17 protein-coding genes are annotated in these 20,660 nt (G+C 67.3%); 8 read left to right on the forward strand and 9 right to left on the reverse strand.

The annotated features are described in order from the left end of the window. Positions 1-36: 36 nt before the first annotated feature. Positions 37-741: an extensin family protein gene (locus U1769_RS03460; protein ID WP_332711960.1), complete on the reverse strand. Its 705-nt coding sequence runs from the start codon at positions 739-741 to the stop codon at positions 37-39. 225 nt (positions 742-966) lie between these two features. Between U1769_RS03460 and U1769_RS03465 the strand changes: the two genes are divergently transcribed. The 4 genes from U1769_RS03465 (at position 967) to U1769_RS03480 (ending at position 6,307) form a co-directional block, all read left to right on the forward strand. After that, entirely contained in the window at positions 967-2,103 is a 1,137-nt protein-coding gene (locus tag U1769_RS03465) for a phosphoserine transaminase (protein WP_332711962.1), read from the forward strand. Between the two features lie 84 nt (positions 2,104-2,187). Continuing rightward, positions 2,188-3,765, forward strand: a complete 1,578-nt coding sequence (gene serA / locus U1769_RS03470) for a phosphoglycerate dehydrogenase (RefSeq protein ID WP_332711965.1) — start codon at positions 2,188-2,190, stop codon at positions 3,763-3,765. 112 nt (positions 3,766-3,877) lie between these two features. Further along, entirely contained in the window at positions 3,878-4,984 is a 1,107-nt protein-coding gene (locus U1769_RS03475) for an ATP phosphoribosyltransferase regulatory subunit (RefSeq protein WP_332711968.1), read from the forward strand. A gap of 33 nt (positions 4,985-5,017) precedes the next feature. Further along, entirely contained in the window at positions 5,018-6,307 is a 1,290-nt protein-coding gene (locus U1769_RS03480; protein WP_332711971.1) for an adenylosuccinate synthase, read from the forward strand. A gap of 54 nt (positions 6,308-6,361) precedes the next feature. Here U1769_RS03480 and aroC read toward each other — a convergent pair whose 3' ends face one another. From aroC to ku, 8 genes are all read right to left on the reverse strand, one after another. Beyond that, entirely contained in the window at positions 6,362-7,432 is a 1,071-nt protein-coding gene (gene aroC, locus U1769_RS03485) for a chorismate synthase (RefSeq protein ID WP_332711973.1), read from the reverse strand. Between the two features lie 156 nt (positions 7,433-7,588). Then, complete coding sequence (gene fabI, locus U1769_RS03490) at positions 7,589-8,392, reverse strand: enoyl-ACP reductase FabI (RefSeq protein WP_332711975.1); 804 nt, start codon at positions 8,390-8,392, stop codon at positions 7,589-7,591. Continuing rightward, on the reverse strand, positions 8,389-9,357 hold the full coding sequence (locus tag U1769_RS03495) for a YihY/virulence factor BrkB family protein (protein WP_332711978.1): 969 nt from the start codon (positions 9,355-9,357) through the stop codon (positions 8,389-8,391). Before U1769_RS03495 ends, fabI begins: the two co-directional genes overlap by 4 nt. 6 nt (positions 9,358-9,363) lie before the next feature. Continuing rightward, on the reverse strand, positions 9,364-10,293 hold the full coding sequence (locus tag U1769_RS03500) for a DnaJ C-terminal domain-containing protein (RefSeq protein ID WP_332711981.1): 930 nt from the start codon (positions 10,291-10,293) through the stop codon (positions 9,364-9,366). 78 nt (positions 10,294-10,371) lie between these two features. After that, on the reverse strand, positions 10,372-11,262 hold the full coding sequence (locus tag U1769_RS03505; RefSeq protein WP_332711983.1) for a transglutaminase family protein: 891 nt from the start codon (positions 11,260-11,262) through the stop codon (positions 10,372-10,374). A 22-nt stretch (positions 11,263-11,284) separates the two neighbouring features. After that, positions 11,285-13,771: a circularly permuted type 2 ATP-grasp protein gene (locus tag U1769_RS03510; protein ID WP_332711986.1), complete on the reverse strand. Its 2,487-nt coding sequence runs from the start codon at positions 13,769-13,771 to the stop codon at positions 11,285-11,287. Between the two features lie 67 nt (positions 13,772-13,838). Then, entirely contained in the window at positions 13,839-16,316 is a 2,478-nt protein-coding gene (gene ligD, locus U1769_RS03515) for a DNA ligase D (protein ID WP_332711988.1), read from the reverse strand. Continuing rightward, a complete protein-coding gene (ku, locus tag U1769_RS03520; protein WP_332711991.1) occupies positions 16,309-17,220 on the reverse strand; it encodes a non-homologous end joining protein Ku in 912 nt (303 codons plus the stop codon). The genes ligD and ku overlap by 8 nt, the downstream gene beginning before the upstream one ends. Positions 17,221-17,316: 96 nt before the next feature. On the opposite strand from ku, the gene pdxH reads away from it, so the two are divergent. The 4 genes from pdxH to U1769_RS03540 all read left to right on the forward strand — a co-directional run bounded on the left by pdxH (position 17,317) and on the right by U1769_RS03540 (position 20,651). Beyond that, positions 17,317-17,895, forward strand: coding sequence for a pyridoxamine 5'-phosphate oxidase (gene pdxH / locus U1769_RS03525; RefSeq protein ID WP_332711994.1), 579 nt, complete (start codon positions 17,317-17,319; stop codon positions 17,893-17,895). Further along, a complete protein-coding gene (locus tag U1769_RS03530; protein WP_332711997.1) occupies positions 17,892-18,836 on the forward strand; it encodes a cation diffusion facilitator family transporter in 945 nt (314 codons plus the stop codon). Before pdxH ends, U1769_RS03530 begins: the two co-directional genes overlap by 4 nt. Beyond that, complete coding sequence (locus U1769_RS03535; protein WP_332711999.1) at positions 18,833-19,627, forward strand: PhzF family phenazine biosynthesis protein; 795 nt, start codon at positions 18,833-18,835, stop codon at positions 19,625-19,627. Before U1769_RS03530 ends, U1769_RS03535 begins: the two co-directional genes overlap by 4 nt. Positions 19,628-19,706: 79 nt before the next feature. Further along, the gene (locus U1769_RS03540; protein WP_332712002.1) at positions 19,707-20,651 is read left to right on the forward strand and encodes an ornithine cyclodeaminase family protein; all 945 of its coding nucleotides are present in this window, start codon (positions 19,707-19,709) and stop codon (positions 20,649-20,651) included. Positions 20,652-20,660: the final 9 nt, after the last annotated feature.

Here is a 20,660-nt window from a genome sequence, read left to right on the forward strand (position 1 = left end):
ATCAGGCCCTAGCGGAAAACGCCGCCAAGATGAAGATCAGCGGCAGAAGCGCGCTTTGTCGTCCTCCAGGTGGAAATGATTGGCGTGCGCGGCATTATAGTCCGGGCTCAGCACCGTGCCGAAGCGCTTGCACGCCGATTTGTGGATCACCTCGAGGAATTCGCGCACGCGCGGGTCGGTCGAGCGCCAGCCGCCGAGCAGGGTGATGCGCCGCCCGTCCTGCAGCACGAAGCCGGAGACGTCGACGGCGTTGGCGATGGCGTGGCCCGACAGGCGGCTGGCGTTGGCGGGTGAACCCACCACGTTGCGGCAGGCATAGGTGCCCATGCTCTCGATCCGCACCAGGTCGCTGCCCAGGATCTGCCGCGCGGCCGGTGCTACCGCGTACCGGGTCCAGCCGATGAAGGTGCGGGCGAGGCCGCAGCGCATGCCCTTCAGGTTGGTCACCGGCACGCCGATGTCGATCAGCTGCACCGCGCCGATCTGCTGGCAGCCGCCGCCATAATCCCGGTCGGGCAGCGGGCTGAAGCGCACCGTCTCGCGCGACAGGTCGGCAAAGCACGCCTGAGTCTCGCGCGAGGTCGGCAGGTTGAGCGTCACCGGCTTGCTGCCCACCGGACGCGGCGGCGGCGGCCGATCGTCACCGCGACCGCACGCGGCAAGCGCCAATGCCAGCGCCACGATGGAGAGGCCCTTTGCGCGCCCGGTTCCACGGTCCGTCCGGACTTCTACAGCACGCATCACAAGCACCCCAACATCGGCGTCCCACAGGATGGCTGCCCGTCCGGGATAAGGCAATGACGCAGCGGTCCGACACGCCGCGCCGTTGCCCGATCGCCACGGGCCGTGCGTTCGTTTCGCCGCATCGCAGCGGAAAACGCATTGACGCGCGCGCCCACATCGCTAGGGCCGTCGACGGGCCACGCGGTCCCAACGCCGCGCGTGCTCTCTGTAAGGAGAGACTACATGACTGAGTTACCTGCGCCTCCGGCGACGAAGCCGACGCGTCCCTATTTTTCTTCCGGTCCCTGCGCCAAGCCGCCGGGCTGGACCCCCGAAAAGCTCCAGACTGAAGTGCTCGGCCGGTCGCACCGCTCGAAGCTCGGCAAGACGCGTCTGCAATACGCGATCGACCTGATGCGCGAGATGCTCCAGCTGCCCGACACGCACCGCATCGGCATCGTCCCCGGTTCCGACACCGGCGCGTTCGAGATGGCGATGTGGACGATGCTGGGCGCCAAGCCCGTCACCGCGCTCGCCTGGGAAAGCTTCGGCGAAGGCTGGGTGACCGACGCGGTCAAGCAGCTCGAGCTCGATCCGACCATCCTCCGCGCCGATTACGGTCAGCTTCCCGACCTCACCCAGGTCGACTGGTCGAACGACGTGCTGTTCACCTGGAACGGCACCACTTCGGGCGTGCGCGTGCCGAATGGCGACTGGATCCCCGACGACCGCGAAGGCCTGAGCTTCGCCGACGCGACCAGCGCGGTGTTCGCTTATGACATTCCGTGGGACAAGATCGATGTCGCCACCTTCTCCTGGCAGAAGGTGCTGGGCGGCGAAGGCGGCCACGGTGTCCTGATCCTCGGCCCTCGCGCGGTCGAGCGGCTGGAAAGCTACACGCCGAAATGGCCGCTGCCGAAGGTGTTCCGCCTCGTCTCCAAGGGCAAGCTGACCGAGGGCGTGTTCAAGGGCGAGACGATCAACACCCCGTCGATGCTCGCGGTCGAGGATGCGATCTTCGCGCTCGAATGGGCGAAGGGCCTGGGCGGACTGCAAGGCCTTATCGCGCGCAGCGACGCCAATGCCGCCGCGCTCGACAAGATCGTGGCGGATCGCCCATGGCTCGGCCATCTCGCGCTGGACGAGGCCTCGCGCTCGAAGACCAGCGTTTGCCTGACGGTCGAGGGCGCCGACGAGGCGCTGATCAAGAAGCTCGCCGGCCTGCTCGAAGCCGAGCATGCCGCCTATGACATTGCGGGTTACCGCGATGCCCCGGCGGGCCTGCGCATCTGGTGCGGCGCGACCGTCGACACCGCCGATATCGCGGCGCTCGGCCCCTGGCTCGACTGGGCCTACGCCTCGGTCACCGTCTCGGCCTGACCCCTCTGCGTCCCCGCCGCAGCGGGGACGCCCTTCCCAGACTCCCGCGCCCGAACCGGAGCGCGCTCATTGAAAGGCAATCCCATGCCAAAAGTCCTCATTTCCGACAAAATGGATCCCAAAGCCGCGCAGATCTTCCGCGAGCGCGGCGTCGAAGTCGACGAGATCACCGGCAAGACGCCCGACGAACTGAAGGCGATCATCGGCCAATATGACGGCCTGGCGATCCGCAGCTCGACCAAGGTGACCAAGGATATCCTGGCCCACGCCACGAACCTGAAGGTCGTCGGCCGCGCCGGCATCGGCGTCGACAATGTCGATATCCCCGCTGCTTCCGCGCAGGGCGTGGTCGTCATGAACACGCCGTTCGGCAACTCCATCACCACCGCCGAACATGCCATCGCGCTGATGTTCGCGCTCGCCCGCCAGCTGCCAGAGGCCGATGCCTCGACTCAGGCCGGCAAGTGGGAAAAGAACCGCTTCATGGGCGTCGAGCTGACCTCGAAGACGCTCGGCCTGATCGGCGCGGGCAATATCGGCTCGATCGTCGCCGACCGCGCGCTCGGCCTCAAGATGAAGGTGATCGCCTATGATCCCTTCCTCACCCCCGAACGCGCGATCGAGATGGGCGTCGAGAAGGTGACGATCGACGAGCTGCTCGCCCGCGCCGACTTCATCACGCTGCACACGCCGCTGACCGAGCAGACCCGCAACATCCTCTCCGCCGAGAATCTGGCGAAGACCAAGAAGGGCGTGCGCATCATCAACTGCGCGCGCGGCGGGCTGATCGACGAAGTGGCGCTGAAGGCGGGCCTCGATTCGGGGCATATCGCCGGCGCCGCGCTCGACGTGTTCGTGACCGAGCCGGCGACCGAATCGCCCTTGTTCGGCACCCCCAATTTCGTCTCCACGCCGCATCTCGGCGCCTCCACGTCGGAAGCGCAGGTCAATGTCGCGATCCAGGTCGCCGAGCAGATGGCGGACTATCTCGTCTCGGGCGGCGTCACCAACGCGCTCAACCTGCCGAGCCTGTCGGCCGAGGAAGCGCCGAAGCTGAAGCCGTACATGGCACTCGCCGAGAAGCTCGGCAGCCTGATCGGCCAGCTCGCGCATGGCGGCCTGTCCGGGATCGCGATCGAGGTCGAGGGCGCGGCGGCAGCGCTCAACCAGAAGCCGATCACCAGCGCCGTGCTGTCGGGCCTGATGCGGGTCCATTCGGACACCGTGAACATGGTCAACGCCCCGTTCCTGGCGAAGGAGCGCGGGATCGACGTGCGCGAGGTGCGGCACGACCGCGAGGGCGATTACCACACGCTGCTGCGCGTGACGGTGAAGACCGACGCCGGCGACCGTTCGGTCGCAGGCACGCTGTTCGGCGATGCCGCGCCGCGCCTGGTGGAGCTGTTCGGGATCAAGGTCGAGGCAGATCTGGTCGGCCACATGCTCTATGTCGTCAACGAGGATGCGCCGGGCTTCATCGGCCGGCTCGGCTCGCTGCTCGGCGAGCAGGGGGTCAACATCGGCACCTTCCATCTCGGCCGCCGTTCGGCCGGCGGCGAGGCAGTGCTGCTGCTCTCGGTCGACGAGCCGGTGACGCCGGAGCTGATCGCCAGGGTCCGCGCGCTGGCCGGCGTGAAGACCGTGATGGGGCTCAGCTTCTAAAAGCCATTTGGGCGGGCCTGTCGAAGGACGGTTTCTTTCTTCGCGCGGAAGGAAGTACAGGGCTTCGACAGGCCCGGCCCGAACGGGCGTTTTGGACAAGTTTTCCCCGCTTATGACGCATGCCCTGCTCCCCGAAGGTTTCCGCGACCGGCTGCCGCCGTTCGGCGATGCCGCCGCACGCCTCGAGGCGGCGGTGCTCGGGGCCGCTCATGCGCATGGCTATGAGCGCGCCGATCCGGCCCTGGCCGAGTTCGAGGCTGGCCTTGCCGGGCGGCTGAAATCGGCGCGGGCGCAGGATGCGGTGCGCTTCGTCGATCCGGTTTCTCAGGCGACGCTCGCGATCCGGCCCGACATGACCGCGCAGATCGGCCGAATCGCCGCGACGCGCATGGGCCATCATCCGCGCCCGGTGCGCCTGTCCTATGCCGGCCCGGTGCTGAAGCTGCGCGCCTCGCAGCTCAGCCCCGAGCGCGAACTGCGCCAGATCGGCTGCGAGCTGATCGGCCTCGACACAGTGACGGCCGCCCAGGAAATCGTCGGCGTTGCGGTCGAGGCGCTGGAAGCGGCCGGGGTGCGCGGCATCTCGATCGATTTCACCCTGCCCGATCTGGTGTCGATCCTCGCGGCCGGCCCGTTGCCGATCGACCCGGAGCTGATCGAGCAGCTCAGCGACCGGCTCGACGCCAAGGATGCCGGCGGCGTCGCGGAGATCGCGCCTGCCTATCTGCCGCTGATCGAGGCCGCTGGCCCGTTCGACGCGGCGCATGACCGGCTTTGCGCCTTCGACGTCGGCGGGGCGCTCCGCTCGCGGCTCGACGGGCTGTGGCAGATCGCGTCGGGCCTCAAGGGCCGGACCGCCCTGACCCTCGACCCGACCGAGCGGCACGGCTTCGAATATCAGACCTGGCTCGGCTTCTCGATTTTCGCCGACGGCGTTCGCGGCGAGATCGGGCGCGGCGGCAGCTACACCATCGTCCATGAGAATGGTGCCGAGGAAGCCGCGACCGGCTTCTCGCTTTATGCCGACGCGATCGTCGCGGCGGGCCTGACCGAAGTCGATCGCCGCCGGCTGTTCGTGCCCATGGGGACCGATCCCGCCATCGCGGCGGGGATGCGGGCGGATGGCTGGGTCACCGTCGCGGCGCTCGAAGCGGGCGACACGCCCGAGGCGCAGCTTTGTACCCATATATTGCTGGAGGGCGCGGCTCGGGCGCTCTAGGCGCGCCACCCGCCTCATTCGAAGGAACTGAAATTGGCAAATGTTGCAGTGATCGGCGCCCAGTGGGGCGATGAGGGCAAGGGCAAGATCGTCGACTGGCTCGCGGAGCGTGCCGACGTCGTCGTGCGCTTCCAGGGCGGGCACAATGCCGGCCATACGCTGGTCGTCGGGGAGAAGGTCTACAAGCTGTCGCTGCTGCCGTCGGGCATCGTGCGCGGCACCCCTTCCGTGATCGGCAACGGCGTGGTGCTCGATCCCTGGGCATTGCAGGCCGAGGTGGAGAAGCTGCGCGGCCAGGGCGTGACGATCACCCCCGAGACGCTGATGATCGCTGACAATTGCGCGCTGATCCTGCCGTTCCACCGCGATCTCGACGGGCTGCGCGAGGACGCCAGCGGATCGGGCAAGATCGGCACCACCCGGCGCGGCATCGGCCCTGCCTATGAGGACAAGGTCGGCCGGCGGGCGATCCGGGTGTGCGATCTCGCGCATCTCGACGCGCTCGATTCGCAGCTCGACCGGCTGACCGCACACCACGACGCGCTGCGCGCCGGTTTCGGCGAGCCGCCTATCGACCGCGCCGCGCTGGTCGAGGAACTGCGCGCGATCGCCGGCTTCGTGCTGTCCTTCGCCAAGCCGGTCTGGCGCAACCTCAACGAAGCGCGCGCACGCGGCCGGCGGATCCTGTTCGAGGGCGCGCAGGGCGTGCTGCTCGACGTCGATCACGGCACCTATCCGTTCGTCACCTCGTCCAACACCATCTCCGGCACGGCGGCCGGCGGATCGGGCCTCGGCCCAAGCGCGGTCGGCTTCGTGCTGGGCATCGCCAAGGCCTATACGACCCGGGTTGGCTCTGGCCCTTTCCCGACCGAACTGGAGGATGCGACCGGCGAGCGACTGGGCGAGCGCGGGCATGAATTCGGCACCGTGACCGGGCGCAAGCGCCGCTGCGGCTGGTTCGATTCAGTGCTGGTGCGCCAATCGGCGGCGGTGGGCGGCATCACCGGCATCGCGCTGACCAAGATCGACGTGCTCGACGGGTTCGACGAAGTGAAGATCTGCACCGGCTACACGCTGCGCGGCGAGACGCTCGATTATTTCCCGGCGCACGCGGCCGATCAGGCAGCGGTCGAGCCCGTTTATGAAACGATGCCGGGCTGGCAGGAATCGACCGCGGGCGCGCGCAGCTGGGCCGACCTGCCGGCGCAGGCGATCAAATATATCCGGCGTATCGAGGAATTGATCCACTGCCCGGTGGCGCTGGTGTCGACCAGCCCCGAGCGCGAGGACACGATCCTGGTGCGGGATCCCTTCGCGGACTGAGCCAGGGGACTCGAAGGTCGCCGGCTTTATCGCGGTTCCCCGGGCCTGTTCCGGTCAGCGCCCGGTCTGCGCCCGGTGCAGCAGCTTCTGGTCGGCGAGCACCAGCGCGACCATTGCCTCGACCACCGGCGCGCCGCGGATGCCGACGCAGGGATCATGGCGCCCTTTGGTCATGATCTCGGTCGCCTCGCCGCTGCGCGTGATCGTTTCCACCGGGGTCAGGATCGAGCTGGTCGGCTTGAACGCGATGCGGAGGCGGATCGGCTGGCCGGTCGCGATGCCGCCGGCAATGCCGCCGGCATGGTTGGCGAGGAATTCCGGCCCATCGGCGCCCGGCCGCATGGCATCGGCATTGTCCTCGCCGCGCAGGCGGGCCGCATCGAAGCCGTCGCCGATCTCGACGCCCTTCACTGCATTGATGCTCATGCAGGCCGAAGCCAGCTCGGCATCGAGTTTGGCATAGAGTGGGGCGCCCCATCCCGCGGGTACGCCGGTCGCCTCGCACGCGATCACCGCGCCAAGCGACGAGCCGGCCTTGCGCGCGCCATCGACCAGCGCCTCCCAGCGCGCGGCGGCATCGGCATCGGGGCAGAAGAACGGGTTCGCATCGATCTGATCGGGATCGAAACTGGCCGGATCTATCGCATCGCCGCCGATCGCCTCTACCCAGGCGCGGATGCGCACTTCCGGGATGACGAGCCGGGCCACGGCACCGGCCGCGACGCGCGACGCCGTTTCACGCGCCGAGGAGCGCCCGCCGCCGCGATAATCGCGAAAGCCGTATTTGGCGTCATAAGCATAATCGGCATGGCCCGGGCGATAGGCCTGGGCGACCTCCGAATAGTCCTTCGAGCGCTGATCGACATTCTCGATCATCAGGCTGATCGGCGTGCCGGTGGTCCTGCCCTCGAACACGCCCGACAGGATGCGGACCTGATCCGGCTCCTGCCGCTGCGTGGTGAAGCGCGAGGTGCCCGGGCGGCGCTTGTCGAGAAAGGGCTGGAGATCGGCTTCGGAAATGGCGAGCCCCGGCGGGCAGCCATCGACCACTGCGCCGATCGCGGGCCCATGCGATTCGCCCCAGGTGGTGAACCGGAAGACCCGGCCGAAGGTGTTGAAGCTCACTTACCCTCTCCGTGAAGCGGAGAGGGGCTATGCGGAGCCTGGGAGGGCAAGCGTGGACCACTCGACCTGACATATTTGATCATGGCTTGTCGCCCTCACCCTTCCCACCGCTGCGCGGCGGGCCCCTTCCCTCTCCCGATGGGAGAGGGAGACAGTTTACGCCAGCGCGATATCCGGCGCGTCTTCGGCCTTCATGCCGATCACGTGATAGCCGGCATCGACATGGTGCGTCTCGCCGGTCACGCCGCTGGCGAGGTCGCTCAGCAGGTACAGGCCGGCACCGCCGACATCCTCGATCGTCACGTTGCGCTTGAGCGGCGAATTCAGCTCGTTCCACTTCAGGATCAGGCGGAAATCGCCGATGCCCGAGGCAGCGAGCGTCTTGATCGGGCCGGCCGAGATCGCGTTGACGCGGATATTGTCGCGCCCGAGATCGACCGCGAGATACTGCACGCTCGTCTCGAGCGCGGCCTTGGCCACGCCCATGACGTTGTAGTGCGGGATCACCTTTTCCGCGCCGTAATAGCTGAGCGTCAGCAGCGAGCCGCCGTTGGGCATCATCGCCGCCGCGCGCTGCGCCACCGCGACGAAGCTGTAGACCGAGATGTTCATGGTCTGCAGGAAATTGTCGAGGCTGGTGTCCATGAAGCGGCCGCGCAGCTCGTTCTTGTCGGAAAAGCCGATCGCGTGAACGACGAAGTCGATCGTCGGCCAGTCCTTGGCGAGCTCGGCAAAGGCGGCGTCGAGTGCCGCCATGTCGGAGACGTCGCAGTCGATCAGCTTCGTCGGTCCAAGCTGCTCCGCGAGCGGCCGTACCCGCTTCTCCAGTGCCTCGCCCTGATAGCTGAAGGCCAGCTCGGCGCCCGCTTCGCTCAATTTCCTGGCGATTCCCCAGGCGAGCGACCGATCATTGGCCAGGCCCATGATCAACCCGCGCTTGCCTTCCATCAATCCCGTCACGCTGCTGCCGCCTCCTGTTTGTTGCTGCCGCCGAGGTCCTCTACTCCCTCATCATCGGCTTCCGCCAGTGCCGCGTTCAATTCGGCGCCAACGACCAGGCCGAGCCCGACGAAGAAGAAGAAGATCAGCGCGATCATCACGCCCGCCAGGCTGCCATAGGTAAGATCGTAGCTGCCGAGCATCCCGAGCACCACGGGCAGCAGCGCCGTCACCAGCAGCCACCAGCCGGCAGTGAACAGCGCGCCCGGCCATTTCGGGCATTTGCTCTCGCGATATTTGCGCGGCGTCAGCGAATAAAACACCATGTACAGCGCGGCGAACAGCGCGGCCGCCGGCGCGATCCGCCCCACCGACACGATTGTCGCCGCGCCCCCCAGATCGGGCAAGACGCGCAGGATGAACTGTTCGACCGCGAGCAGCATGATCTGGAAGCTGAACGCGACGAGGATCAGGATCATCGACGCGAGGATCAGCCCGATCGACCAAAGGCGATATTGCCAAAAGGGCCGGATCGACTTCACGCCATATGCGCGGCGCATGATGTCCCGGATCGTTTCGATGAAGCTCGCCGTGGTCCACAGGCCGACGATCGCGCCGAACCATAGCAGCGAGCCCGACCGGGCCGTGAGCACATCGGTGATCGGCCGCTGCAGCACCTGGGCGACCCCCGGCGGCACGGTGCGCAGGAATGCCTCGACCGCGTGGAGCCCCTCGCCCGTCTGCCCGAACAGCCGCGCGACCGCGGCCGCGACGATGAAGAAGGGGAACAGGGTGAGCAGCGAGAGATAGGCGAGATTGCCGGCATGGACGAAGCCGTCATTATACACGCCGACCACGACCCGCTTGGTTACTTCGCGGGCATAACTGCCCGGCCGCATGAACGCCATGCGCCGGCTGAGCTTCAGCCCCCCGCCGCCCGGCCTCTTGCGGCGCTCCTCGGGCGATTGGGGTGATACTTCCTGCACGTCCGATTAAACGCCCATGGTCCCGCGCGGGTTGCTCTTGTCGCGATCGGCCCAGCCGCGGACGAATTCGATCAGTTCCTCGTCATGCTTCGGCAGATCGACCATCAGGGTCACCAGTTGATCGCCGCGGCTGCCATCCTTCTTGTGGAAGCCGCGGCCGCGCAGGCGCAGCACCTTGCCCGAGCTCGATCCGGCGGGGACCGTCAGCATCACGGCACCCTCGACCGTCGGCACGCGCACCGACGCGCCGAGCACGGCCTCGGGCAAGGTAACCGGAAGATCCAGCCGCACATCGAAGCCATCCCGGGTGAAGAAACGGTGCGGCTGGACGTTGATCGTGACGATCCCGTCGCCCGCGCCGCCCGGGCCGGGCTGGCCTTTGCCCGCGAGCCGCATCTGCTGACCGTTCTCGAGGCCGGCCGGCAGCTTGAGATCGATCGTCTTGCCGTCGGCCAGGGTGATCCGCTGCGGCGCGAGCGTCGCCGCATCCGCGAAGGAGACGTTCAGCTTATAGGCGACGTTCGCGCCCTTGGGCTGGGGCTTGCGTCCGAAACCGCCGAAACCGCCGCCAAAGCCGCCGCCCTTGCCGCCCGAGAACATGCCTTCGAAGATGTCGCTGAGATCGGGGCCATCGGCCTCGAACGGCGATCCGGCAGGGCTGGGCCGGAAACCGCCTTGGCCGCCACCGCTGCCGAAACCGAACGGCGCCGCGGGATTGCCGTCGCCGTCGATCTCGCCGCGATCGAAGCGCGCCCGCTTGTCCTTGTCGGTCAGCAGGTCATAGGCATTGGTGACCTGGCTGAAGCGCTCGGTCGCCTGCTTGTTGTCCTTGTTGCGATCGGGGTGCAGCTCTTTCGCCAGCTTCCGATACGCCTTCTTGATGTCAGCCTCGCTGGCGGTGCGCGCTACGCCCAGCGTTGCATATGGATCGGCCACTTTTGTCCCCGGTTTCTGGTCTGGTGCCTATTTGGGGGATCGCATCCGGAAGCGCAAACCCCCAACCGCGCGCCCGCGCTATGCGACGGCCTCGAGCACCGGCGCGACATCCACCGACACGTCCATCTTCTGCGCGCCCGATCCGAGCACCACGCCGTCGATCGGCGCGATCTCGCCATAATCGCGGCCGATCGCCATGATGATATGGTCGCCCGCCATCCAGATGCCGTTGGTCGGATCGACCCCGACCCAGCCCAGATCGGCCCCGCACCACAGCAGCACCCAGGCATGAGTGGCGTCGGCACCGACCAGGCGCGGCTGGCCGGGCGGCGGAATGGTGCGGATATAGCCCGAGGCATAGGCCGCGGGCAGGCCGGCGGCGCGCAGGCCGGTGATCATGATCTGGGCGAAATCCTGGCAGACGCCGCCGCGCTTCACAAAGGCTTCGTGCGGCACGGTATCGACCAGGGTCGCATCGGTATCGAAGGCGAATTCGCGCTGGATGCGCCGAGCCAGCGCGATCGCCGCCTCCAGCGCAGGCCGGTCCGGTCGCAGATCCTCGGCGCACCAAGCCGCGATATCGTGATCGAGCGGGATCAACGGCGAGGGGAAAAGATAATTGGCGGGCCCCGCCGGAGACGCATCCCGGCTCGCGCGGGCGGCGATCGCGATCTCGGCGAGCGTCGGATCGCTGTCGGACGGCATCGGCACCGGCCGGTCGACCGCGATGCGCGACACGCTCTCGATCACCAGATGCCGCACCGGTTCCTCGATGACCAGCCGCACGACATTGGCGAGCCCCGCCTCGGCCCGCGCGGGCGAGGTGCGGCCGGAGGGGCTGATGACCAGCCGGTAGGAGCGCAGATCCTGCCCCGACCAGTGGATCGGCTTCAGCCGCAAATTGCAGCGCGCGAACTTGACCGAGGCGCCGTAATCGAAGCGCGTCACGTGGCGGATATCGTAGATCATACGGGCAAGACGATCGGACTACTCATGCGAGCGTAAGCCCGCCGGCACGCAGAGGCTCAGCGCCCTGCAGGAAATAGCGCCGCGCGACGGCATCCGACAGGGCGAACAGCCGGCGTTCGAGATCGCCAAGGACGCCCTCGTCAAGCTCGGCCGCCGTCGCGGTCGAGATGATCGAGACGAGCGCGATCGCATGGGCCTGTTGCGGCTCGTCCATGCCATCGTCGCCCAGCACCGGCAGCGCGCGCATATGTTCGCAGATACGTTCGATCTGGAAAGCAAGCGAGCGGGGGTTGCCCGGATCGAGCGCGACCAGATCGACCACCGGCACCCGGGCGATGCCGGTCAGGTAGCGCTGGCGATAGCTGATCTGGCTGTCGGCGAGATCGAGCAGAGTCGAGAGGTCGTCGACCGAACCGCTGGGCATGCCGAGCACACGCACCGCGCGCGTCACCATCATGGCGCGTTCGATGCGGCGACCGAGATCGTGGAAGCGCCACGCCGCCGTCCGCCCCATATGCTCGGCCGAGAGGCCCGACAGGGCGGCATAGCGGCGCTGGAGTGTGCCGGCGCGATCGAGCATGCCGCCTTTCGTGGGAAAGGGCGCATCGAGCAGCTTGACCATGTCCGCCGCGAGACGATCGCGCGAGCCCTGCCCGATACCGCGCGCGAGGCGGTTGATCGTGCGCACGCTGTGCCAGCCGCCCTCGCCCGATTCCATCGCAGTGCGGGCGAACATCGTCAGATCGGCGCGGCGCAGACTCGCCGGATGCGGCGCCGCGCCGCCATTGACGACCAGCCCGACCAGGCGACCGATCGTTTCCGGCCCGAGCGCGGCGCCGGCATCGGCGTCGATCGAATTGCCCAGCATCACCCGGATCACGCCGAGCAGGGCCTCGCCGCGCTCCAGATAACGGCCCAGCCAGAAGAAATTGTCGGCGACCCGGCTCGGCAGGGTGCCGGGATTGCGGCGGACATGAATCGAATCGCTCGGCGGCAGCAGCGACACCGGCGCGACCGGCTCTGGCCCATGGACCGCGACATCGGCCGACCAGTTGCCTTCGCCCATCACCGCGGCGCGCGGATCCTTATGCTCGCCGATCCGGGCGAAGCCGCCGGGCAGGACCGACCAGCTGCCGTCGGCGCCGCGCGCCGCGAAGACGCGCAAAGTGAAGGGGCGGGCGGCGAGGCCATCGTCGGTGACGACCGGCATGGTCGAGAGGCGGATGATCTCCTGCCCGACATAATCCTGCGGCCGGCGCGCCATGTCGTCCAGCAGCGCCGCGCGCGCCGCGCCGGTGATCTCGGCGCCGGGGCGCGGGGCGATCCCGTCAAGGCCGAGCGGCTGGACGCCGAAGGCCGGGCCGATCAGCAGCTGATCGAAATCCTCGATCACGCGCGCGCATTCCCGTTCCTGCCCGCACCACCAGGTGGCGATATTGGGGAGCAGCAGATCACGACCGGTCAGGCGGGTTGCGAGCATTGGCAGGAAAGCGGCGAAGGCGGGGGATTCCAGGACGCCCGCGCCCGGCACGTTCGAAATGACGACATTGCCCGCCGCCATCACATCGATCAGGCCGGGCACGCCGATGCCCGAATGCGAATCGAAGGCAAGCGGATCGAGCAGGCGGGGATCGAGCCGGTTCCACAGCGCGTCGATCCGCTTCAACCCGGCGATGGTGCGGACATAAACCCGGTCCTCGAGCGCGGCGAGATCGGCGCCCTCGACCAGCAGCAGCCCGAGATAGCGGGCGAGATGTGCCTGTTCGGGATAGCTTGGATTGTAGCGCCCCGGCGTCAGCAGGCCGATACGCGGCTCGGTGCGGCGGCAGGCGGCGGCGAGACCCTCGCGATAGGCAGCGAAGAAGGGCGCGTGGCGCTCGACGTTGAGACGACCCTGCAGCCCCCCGAGAGTCCGCGCGATCGCCAGCCGGTTCTCCAGCGCATAGCCAGCGCCGACCGGTGCGCGGAGATGGTCTGCGAGCACGCGCCATTCGCCGGTCGGCCCGCGGCCGAGATCGATCGCGATGAAATGGAGATGATGCCCGCCCGGCGGGACGAGCCCGGCCATCGGACGCAGATAGAAGGGGCTGCCGCCGACCAGCGCCGCGGGGATCAGCCCGCGCTCGATAAAGGTGGCGTCGCCGTAAAGGTCAGCAAGGATCGTCTCGAGCAGTTCGGCGCGCTGGGCGACGCCGGCGGCGATCCCGGCCCATTCCTCCGCCTCGATCAGCAGCGGCACCGGAGAGAGCGGCCAGGCGCGTTCCTCGCTTTCGCCGATGATGCGGAAACCCGTGCCGATATCGGCCGCATGGCGCTGCACCCGTTCGCGCGCATGGACCAGATCGTCGCCGGCGATCGCCGCCAGCTCCTCGAACATCGCCGTCCAGGCTTGATCGTCACGGCCGTCGCAGAGCACATCGCCCTGTTTCTCCCGCGCGCAATAATCCGCGATCCAGCGCGCAGCATGGATCGACGGATCGAGCAGGGAGGGGGCGGCGAGCGTGGCCATGGGATGAAGTTGTTCTCCAACGAACGCCGGCGACTCGACCACAATCCCTTCGCGCGTGCAACAAGGATCAGAGATCCGGCAGCACCTGATCGGCAAATCCCCACCCCGCCAGTTCGCGCGAATTAGCGCGTTGGAGCAATTCGGCACCGTCGCGGACGCCCCAGCGATGGGCGCTCTCGATGTCGCGCAATTCGGCCCAGGTAACCGGAGCGGCGACCGGCGCGCCCGACCGCGCCCGCGCGACATAGGGCAGGACGGCGGTCGAGCCGCGCTGGTTGCGCAGATAATCCAGGAAGATGCGTCCCTTGCGTTTCGCCTTGGACATGTTGGCGACATAGCGTTCCGGCTCGGCCTCAGCGAGCGCGCGGCAGAAGCGTTCGGCGAAGTCCCTCACGGCCGGCCATTCGGCCTGGGGTTTGAGCGGCACCACGACATGCACGCCCTTGCCGCCCGACAGCATCGCGAAGCTGACCAGCCCGATTTCCGCGAGCTGGTTCTTGATGTCCTCGGCCGCCTTCTTGACCACATCGAAGCCGAGCTCCTCGTCGGGATCGAGATCGAACACCATGCGATCGGGCTGTTCGAGCGTCGCGACCGACGATCCCCAGCCATGGAATTCGATCGTGCCCATCTGGACGCACATCACCAGGCCGTCGGCATCCTCGATATAGATATAGTCCTCGGTCGATCCGTCCTTTTCGCGGATCGGCACCTGATGGACATAGTCGCCAAAGGTGCCGGCATCGTGCTTCTGGAAGAAGCAGCGCTTGGCGCGGCCCTGTGGGCAGCGGACCAGGCTGATCGGGCGATTGGCTGCCCAGGGCAGCATGGCGGGAGCGATCAGCGCGTAATAATCGGCGAGATCGCCCTTGGTGACGTCCGAATCGGGAAAGATCAGCCGCTCCCGGCTGCTGACCTTCACATGCACGTCGGGCACCTCCACCGTATCGGCCGCCACCGGCTTCTCCGCGACGACGTCCTTTGCCGCCTTGTCCTCGCGCAGGCCGAGAAAGCTCGAATGGCGCAGCACGCCGTCAGGCGTGATTTCGGCAAAGGCGATCTCGGCGACCAGCTTCGGCTCGACCCAATGCGCGCCGCGCACTGCCGCGCGGGGGGCCTCGACGGTCGGCTTCTTGACCTCGAGCTTCGCCAGCTTCGCGCTCAGATCCAGCATCGTGTCGGTATCGAAGCCGGTGCCGACCTTGCCGGCATAAAAGAAACCGTCCGGCCCGTTCAGACCGAGCAACAGCGCACGGAAGCCGCGCGACTTGTCCGACGGCGTCCAGCCGACGATCACGAATTCCTGGCGCCGGATGCATTTGACCTTGAGCCAGCTTTTGCTGCGCTGCCCACGATAAGGCGCGTCTGCGAGCTTGGAGACGATCCCCTCATAGCCTTCGCGGCACATCGTTTCGAACAATTGCTCGCCCGAGCCGAGGATGTGTTCCGCGAATTGCAGGCGCGCGTCGGCGCCTTCGATCAGGGGCCGCAGCCGTTCCTTGCGCTGGACGTTGGGCAGCGCGGCGATATCCTCGCCGTCCAGTTCGAGCAGGTCGAAGGCGAACAGGGTCATGTCGCCGCCATTGGCGATCGCGTCCTGCAGGGTGGAGAAACTGGGCTTGCCGTCTTTGAAGGCGACCACTTCCCCGTCGATCAGGGCGCTGCCGACATTCAGGGTCGCGGCGGCTTCGGCGATGCCGGGGAATTTCCCGGTCCAGTCGAGGCCCGAGCGGCTGTAGATCTTCACCTTGCCACCGGCGATCGCGATCAGCACGCGATAGCCGTCATATTTCACTTCGTGCAGCCAGCGGCTGCCGGCGGGGACGCTGTCGACCAGCGTGGCGAGCTGAAAGTCGCGGAATTTGGGCAGTGTGCCGGGAGTCGGTTTGCCACCGGCAGCGCGTTTGGGGCCCCCTCCACCAGCTTCGCTGGTCCCCCTCCCCCGCTTCGCAGGGGAGGATTTGGGTTTGGCGCCTTCCGCGATCTCGACCATGGTTCGGCCTGTGGCGACGCTGGTCAGAGCGGTTTCGACCAGCGTATCCGTCGCTCCGGCCTCAGCGTCATCGATCTTGCGCAACAGCCAGTTCTCGCTCTTTTCCTTGCCGCGCGGTTTGAGGCGGATCAGCAGCCATTCGCCCTTCATGCGCTCCCCATCGAGCACGAAATGGAGATGGCCCTTCTCCAGATCCTTGGCGCTCTTGCCCTTGATCGGGGACCATGTGCCGCGATCCCACAGCATCACCGTGCCGCCGCCATATTGGCCCTTGGGGATGGTGCCCTCGAAGGTCGCGTAGGATAGCGGGTGATCCTCGGTGCGGACCGCGAGGCGCTTCTCGCCCGGATCCAGACTCGGGCCGCGAGTGACGGCCCAGCTTTTCAGCACGCCGTCGATTTCGAGCCGGAAATCCCAGTGCAGCCGCGACGCATCATGCTTCTGCACCATGAAGCTGTTGCCATGGCCCGGCGCCAGGGTGCCGGCCGGCTCCGCCGTCAGCGCGAAATCGCGCTTGGCGTTGTAGCGTTCGAGCGGGTCGCGATCAGGCACGTTTCTTCACCGCTGGTTTCCTGGCGGGGGCTTCGGCATCCGCTTTTTTGGCCGCAGGTTTCTTCGCGGCAGGCTTTTTCGTCGGCGCTGCTTCCTTGGCGGGGCTGGCACCGGGGCGCTCCATCGACTTCTTGAGCGCGGCCATCAGGTCGACCACGTTCGAGCCCGAGCGGCCGCTCGGCTCGTCGCTGGTATCCTCGATGATCTTGCGCCCCTTGGCCTTGCGCTTGCGCTCGACCAGACCCTTGAGCGCCTCGACATAATGATCGTGGAAGACGGCGGGATCGAAGCTGCCGGTCTTTTTGGCGATCAATGCTTCGGCGAGATCGAGCAGATCGTCATCGGGCTTCGAATCGGGGATGTCGCGGAAATAGCCCTGCGCCTTGTTGACCTCATCGGCGTAGCGCAACGTCTCCAGCACCATGCCGCGTCCGCACGGCTTCAGGCTCACGACATATTCGCGGCCGCGCATTGCTAGCTGGCCAAGACCGACTTTCTTCGTCCGCCTGAGTGCCTCGCGCAGCACGATGAAGGCTTCCTCCGCCAGATCGTCGGCGGGGACGACGAAATAGGGCTTTTCGTAATAGAGCACGTCGATCTCGCTCGCGTCGACGAACTGGGTGAGCTCCAGCGTCTTCTTCGATTCGAGTTTCACCGCATCGATCTCGTCCTGTTCGAGCAGGACGAACTCGCCCTTTTCATATTCGAAGCCCTTCATGATTTCGTCGGTATCGACCGGACCGATGCCGGTGACGACCTTCTCGTAATGGATCGGCTTTCCGCTCGGTTCGTGGATCTGTTTGAAGCTGACCTGCGCGCCCGATTTGGTGGCGGTATAGATCTCCACCGGAATCGACACGAGCGCGAGCCTAATCTGTCCCTGCCAATAGGCGCGTGCGGCCATGTCCCGTTCCTTCGTTCCGAAGCCGACTCAATCCCCGGCGCGGCGAGTCGTTCCGGTTTCTCGACACTAAGGCAGGACAGCCGTAAAGCGCGAGCCATGGCCGACGACCCCTTCAAGCTGTTCGGCGCCTGGTACACCGAGGCGCGCGGGACCGAGATCAACGATTCGAACGCGATGGCGCTGGCCACGGCGGATGGGGCGGGGCGGCCGGCCGTACGCATGGTGCTGCTGAAGGGGCATGGGCCGGACGGGTTCGTCTTCTACACCAATCGCGAGAGCCGCAAGGCAGCGGACATCGCCGCCAATCCGCAGGCTGCCCTGCTGTTCCACTGGAAGTCGCTGCGCCGGCAGATCCGGATCGAGGGCCCACTCGCTCATGTCAGCGATGCCGAATCCGATGCCTATTTCGCCAGCCGCAGCCGCGATTCGCAGTTGGGCGCCTGGGCATCGGACCAGTCGCGGCCGCTCGATGCGCGCGCCACGTTCGAGGCGCGCTTCGCCGAGGTGCAGGCGCGTTTCGACGGCGGCGCCGTGCCGCGGCCGCCGCATTGGGGCGGATACCGGCTGACGCCCGACCGGATCGAGTTCTGGCAGGACCGCGAACACCGGCTTCACGAGCGCCGCCTGTTCGTGCGCGCCGGGGACGGCTGGGACGAAGGACTGCTCTACCCGTGACCGAGGACCAGCGCCGCGCCATTCCCTATGTCGTGCGCGCCGCGCTTGCCAGCGTCGCGATGGCGCTGTTCCTGCTCGGGCTGAAGGGGTTCGCGGCCTGGCATACCGGATCGGTCGCGATGCTCGGATCGCTGGCTGACACCACGCTGGATCTGCTCGCCTCGCTCGTCACGCTTTACGGCGTCCGGCTCGCGGCGACGCCGGCCGATCACGACCACCGGTTCGGCCATGGCAAGGCCGAGGCGCTGGCCGCCCTGTTCCAGGTGATGCTGATCACGGCATCGGCCGCCGCCATCGCGTGGCGCGCGATCCAGGCGTTCGGCGCCAAGAGCGCCACACGGGATGCCGATTTCGGCATCGGCGTTTCCGTGATCGCGATCCTCGCGACGATCATGCTGCTGGTCTATCAGCGCAGCATCATCCGGCGCACCGGATCGGTCGCGATCATGGCGGACAACATGCACTATCAGTCCGACGTGCTGCTGAACGGATCAGTGATCGTTGCCCTGATTCTCGATCAGTATCTCGGCTGGAGCCGCGCGGACCCGCTGTTCGGCATCGTCATCGCGGCGTGGCTGGCCTTTGGCGCGTTTCGCGCATCGAGCAACGCGATCGACCAGCTGATGGACAAGGAATGGCCCGAGGAGGAGCGCACGCGCTTCATCGAGGCGGCGGCGCAGCATCCCGAGCTGCGCGGCATCCATGATTTCCGCACCCGCCGCTCCGGCGCGCATGATTTCGCGCAGTTCCACATGTATGTCGCACCCGACATGACGATCGCCGAGGCGCATGTCGTGATGGACGCGGTCGAGGCGAAGATCCGCCGGCAATTCCCCAAGGTCGAGATCCTGATCCATCTCGATCCCGAAGGGCATGTCGATACCGACAACCCGCTGATCGAAGCGGACGTCACCCCCCATTGGTTCGGGAAGCGCCTATGAGAATCCCCTTCGTCCAGATCGATGCGTTCGCCGCCAGCTCGTTCGAGGGCAATCCGGCGGCGGTGATGCCGCTCGCCGCCTGGCTCGACGATGCGACGCTGCAGGCGATCGCGGCTGAGAATAATCTTGCCGAAACTGCCTTCATCGTCTCCGCTGAGACCGACGGGAGCACATTCGAGCTGCGCTGGTTCACCCCGACGACCGAAGTGGTGCTGTGCGGCCATGCGACGCTGGCGAGCGGGCATTTCGTGCTGTCGAGCGACCCGTCGATCGACACCGTACGGTTCAGCACCCGCAAGGCGGGCATGCTCGAGGTGACGCGCGCCGGTGATGGTTATGAGCTCGCGCTGCCGGCATGGCCGGCGGCACCGGCACCGTTGCCCGCGATCCTGGCCGGACTGGGGCTGGACGGCGCGGTCGAAACGCTGTGGCGCGATGGCGGCTATGCGCTGATCGTGCTTGAGGACGAGGCGCAGATCCGCGCGCTGGCGCCCGATTTCCGCCGGCTCGCGGCCGAGGGCGACGTGCTGACGATCGTGACAGCGCCGGGCGTGGAGACCGACATCGTCAGCCGCGTGTTCGCGCCGGGCGCCGGCATCGACGAGGACCCGGTGACGGGATCGGCGCACGCCGTGTCCGTGCCGTATTGGGCGAAGCGGCTGGGCCGCGATAGCTTCACCGCTTTCCAGGCGAGCGCGCGTGGCGGGCGGCTGACCTGCCGGCTGGACGGCGAGCGGGTGCTGCTCGGCGGCACCTGCGTGACGGTGATCGAAGGGACCTTCTTCCTCTGATCGGCGCCGCGGACGTGGCGCGGTTGCGCCTGACTGCACTGGACGACAGAAGCATCATTCGATTTCGGAGAGCCGACCCATGCGCCTGATCGATCGCGCCGAAGTGCGCGAACGCCTGACCTACGCGATGTGCATCCCGATCGTGCGCGAGGCGATGATCGCGTTTTCGACCGGCGAGACGCGCCAGTTGCTGCGATCGATCATCCCGCTGGCCGAGGGGCGGCTGTTCGGGATCATGCCCGGTGCGCTCGCCGCCGACGGACCGTTCGGGGCCAAGCTGATCAGCGTGTTCGCCGGCAATGCCGCGCTGGGCCGGCAGTCGCACCAGGGGGTTGTGGTGATCTTCGATCCGGAGACGGGTGAGCCTGTGTGCATCGCCCATGCCGGCGAAGTGACCGCGATCCGGACCGCCGCGGCAAGCGCCGTGGCGACCGATGCGCTGGCTCGCCCCGAGGCGCACCGGCTCGCGATACTCGGCACTGGCGAGCAAGCCGCCACGCATATCCGCGCGATCGCGACGGTGCGCCAGCTCGATTCGGTGCGCATATGGGGGCGATCGGCGAGTCGCGCGGCCGCACTCGCCCAGCGCATGCGCGACGAACTGGCGATCGACATCGCCGCGACCGAGGATGCGCGGGCGGCGGTGGCCGAGGCCGACATCGTGTGCACGGTTTCGGGTTCGGCCGAGCCCATCCTGCACGGCGCCTGGGTGCGGCCGGGCACGCATCTCAACCTGGTCGGGTCGAGCTATGCCGGGCCGGTCGAGGTCGACAACGACCTGGTCGCGCGATCGCGCTTCATCGCCGACAGCCGCGCGGGCGTGCTGGCCCAGGGGGCCGAGTTCCTCAACGCCAAGGCAGCCGGACTGATCGGCGACGAGCATCTCGTGGGCGAGATCGGCGACGTACTGGCCGGCCGAGTCGCGGGGCGCACCTCAGCGGAGGAGATCACGGTCTATAAATCGCTCGGGCATATCGCGCAGGACCTGGCCAGCGTCTGGGCGCTTTACCGCTCTACCGGGTGATCGCCGCGC

The sequence above is a fragment of the Parasphingomonas zepuensis genome (genome assembly GCF_036663735.1).
Lineage (GTDB): Bacteria > Pseudomonadota > Alphaproteobacteria > Sphingomonadales > Sphingomonadaceae > Sphingomonas.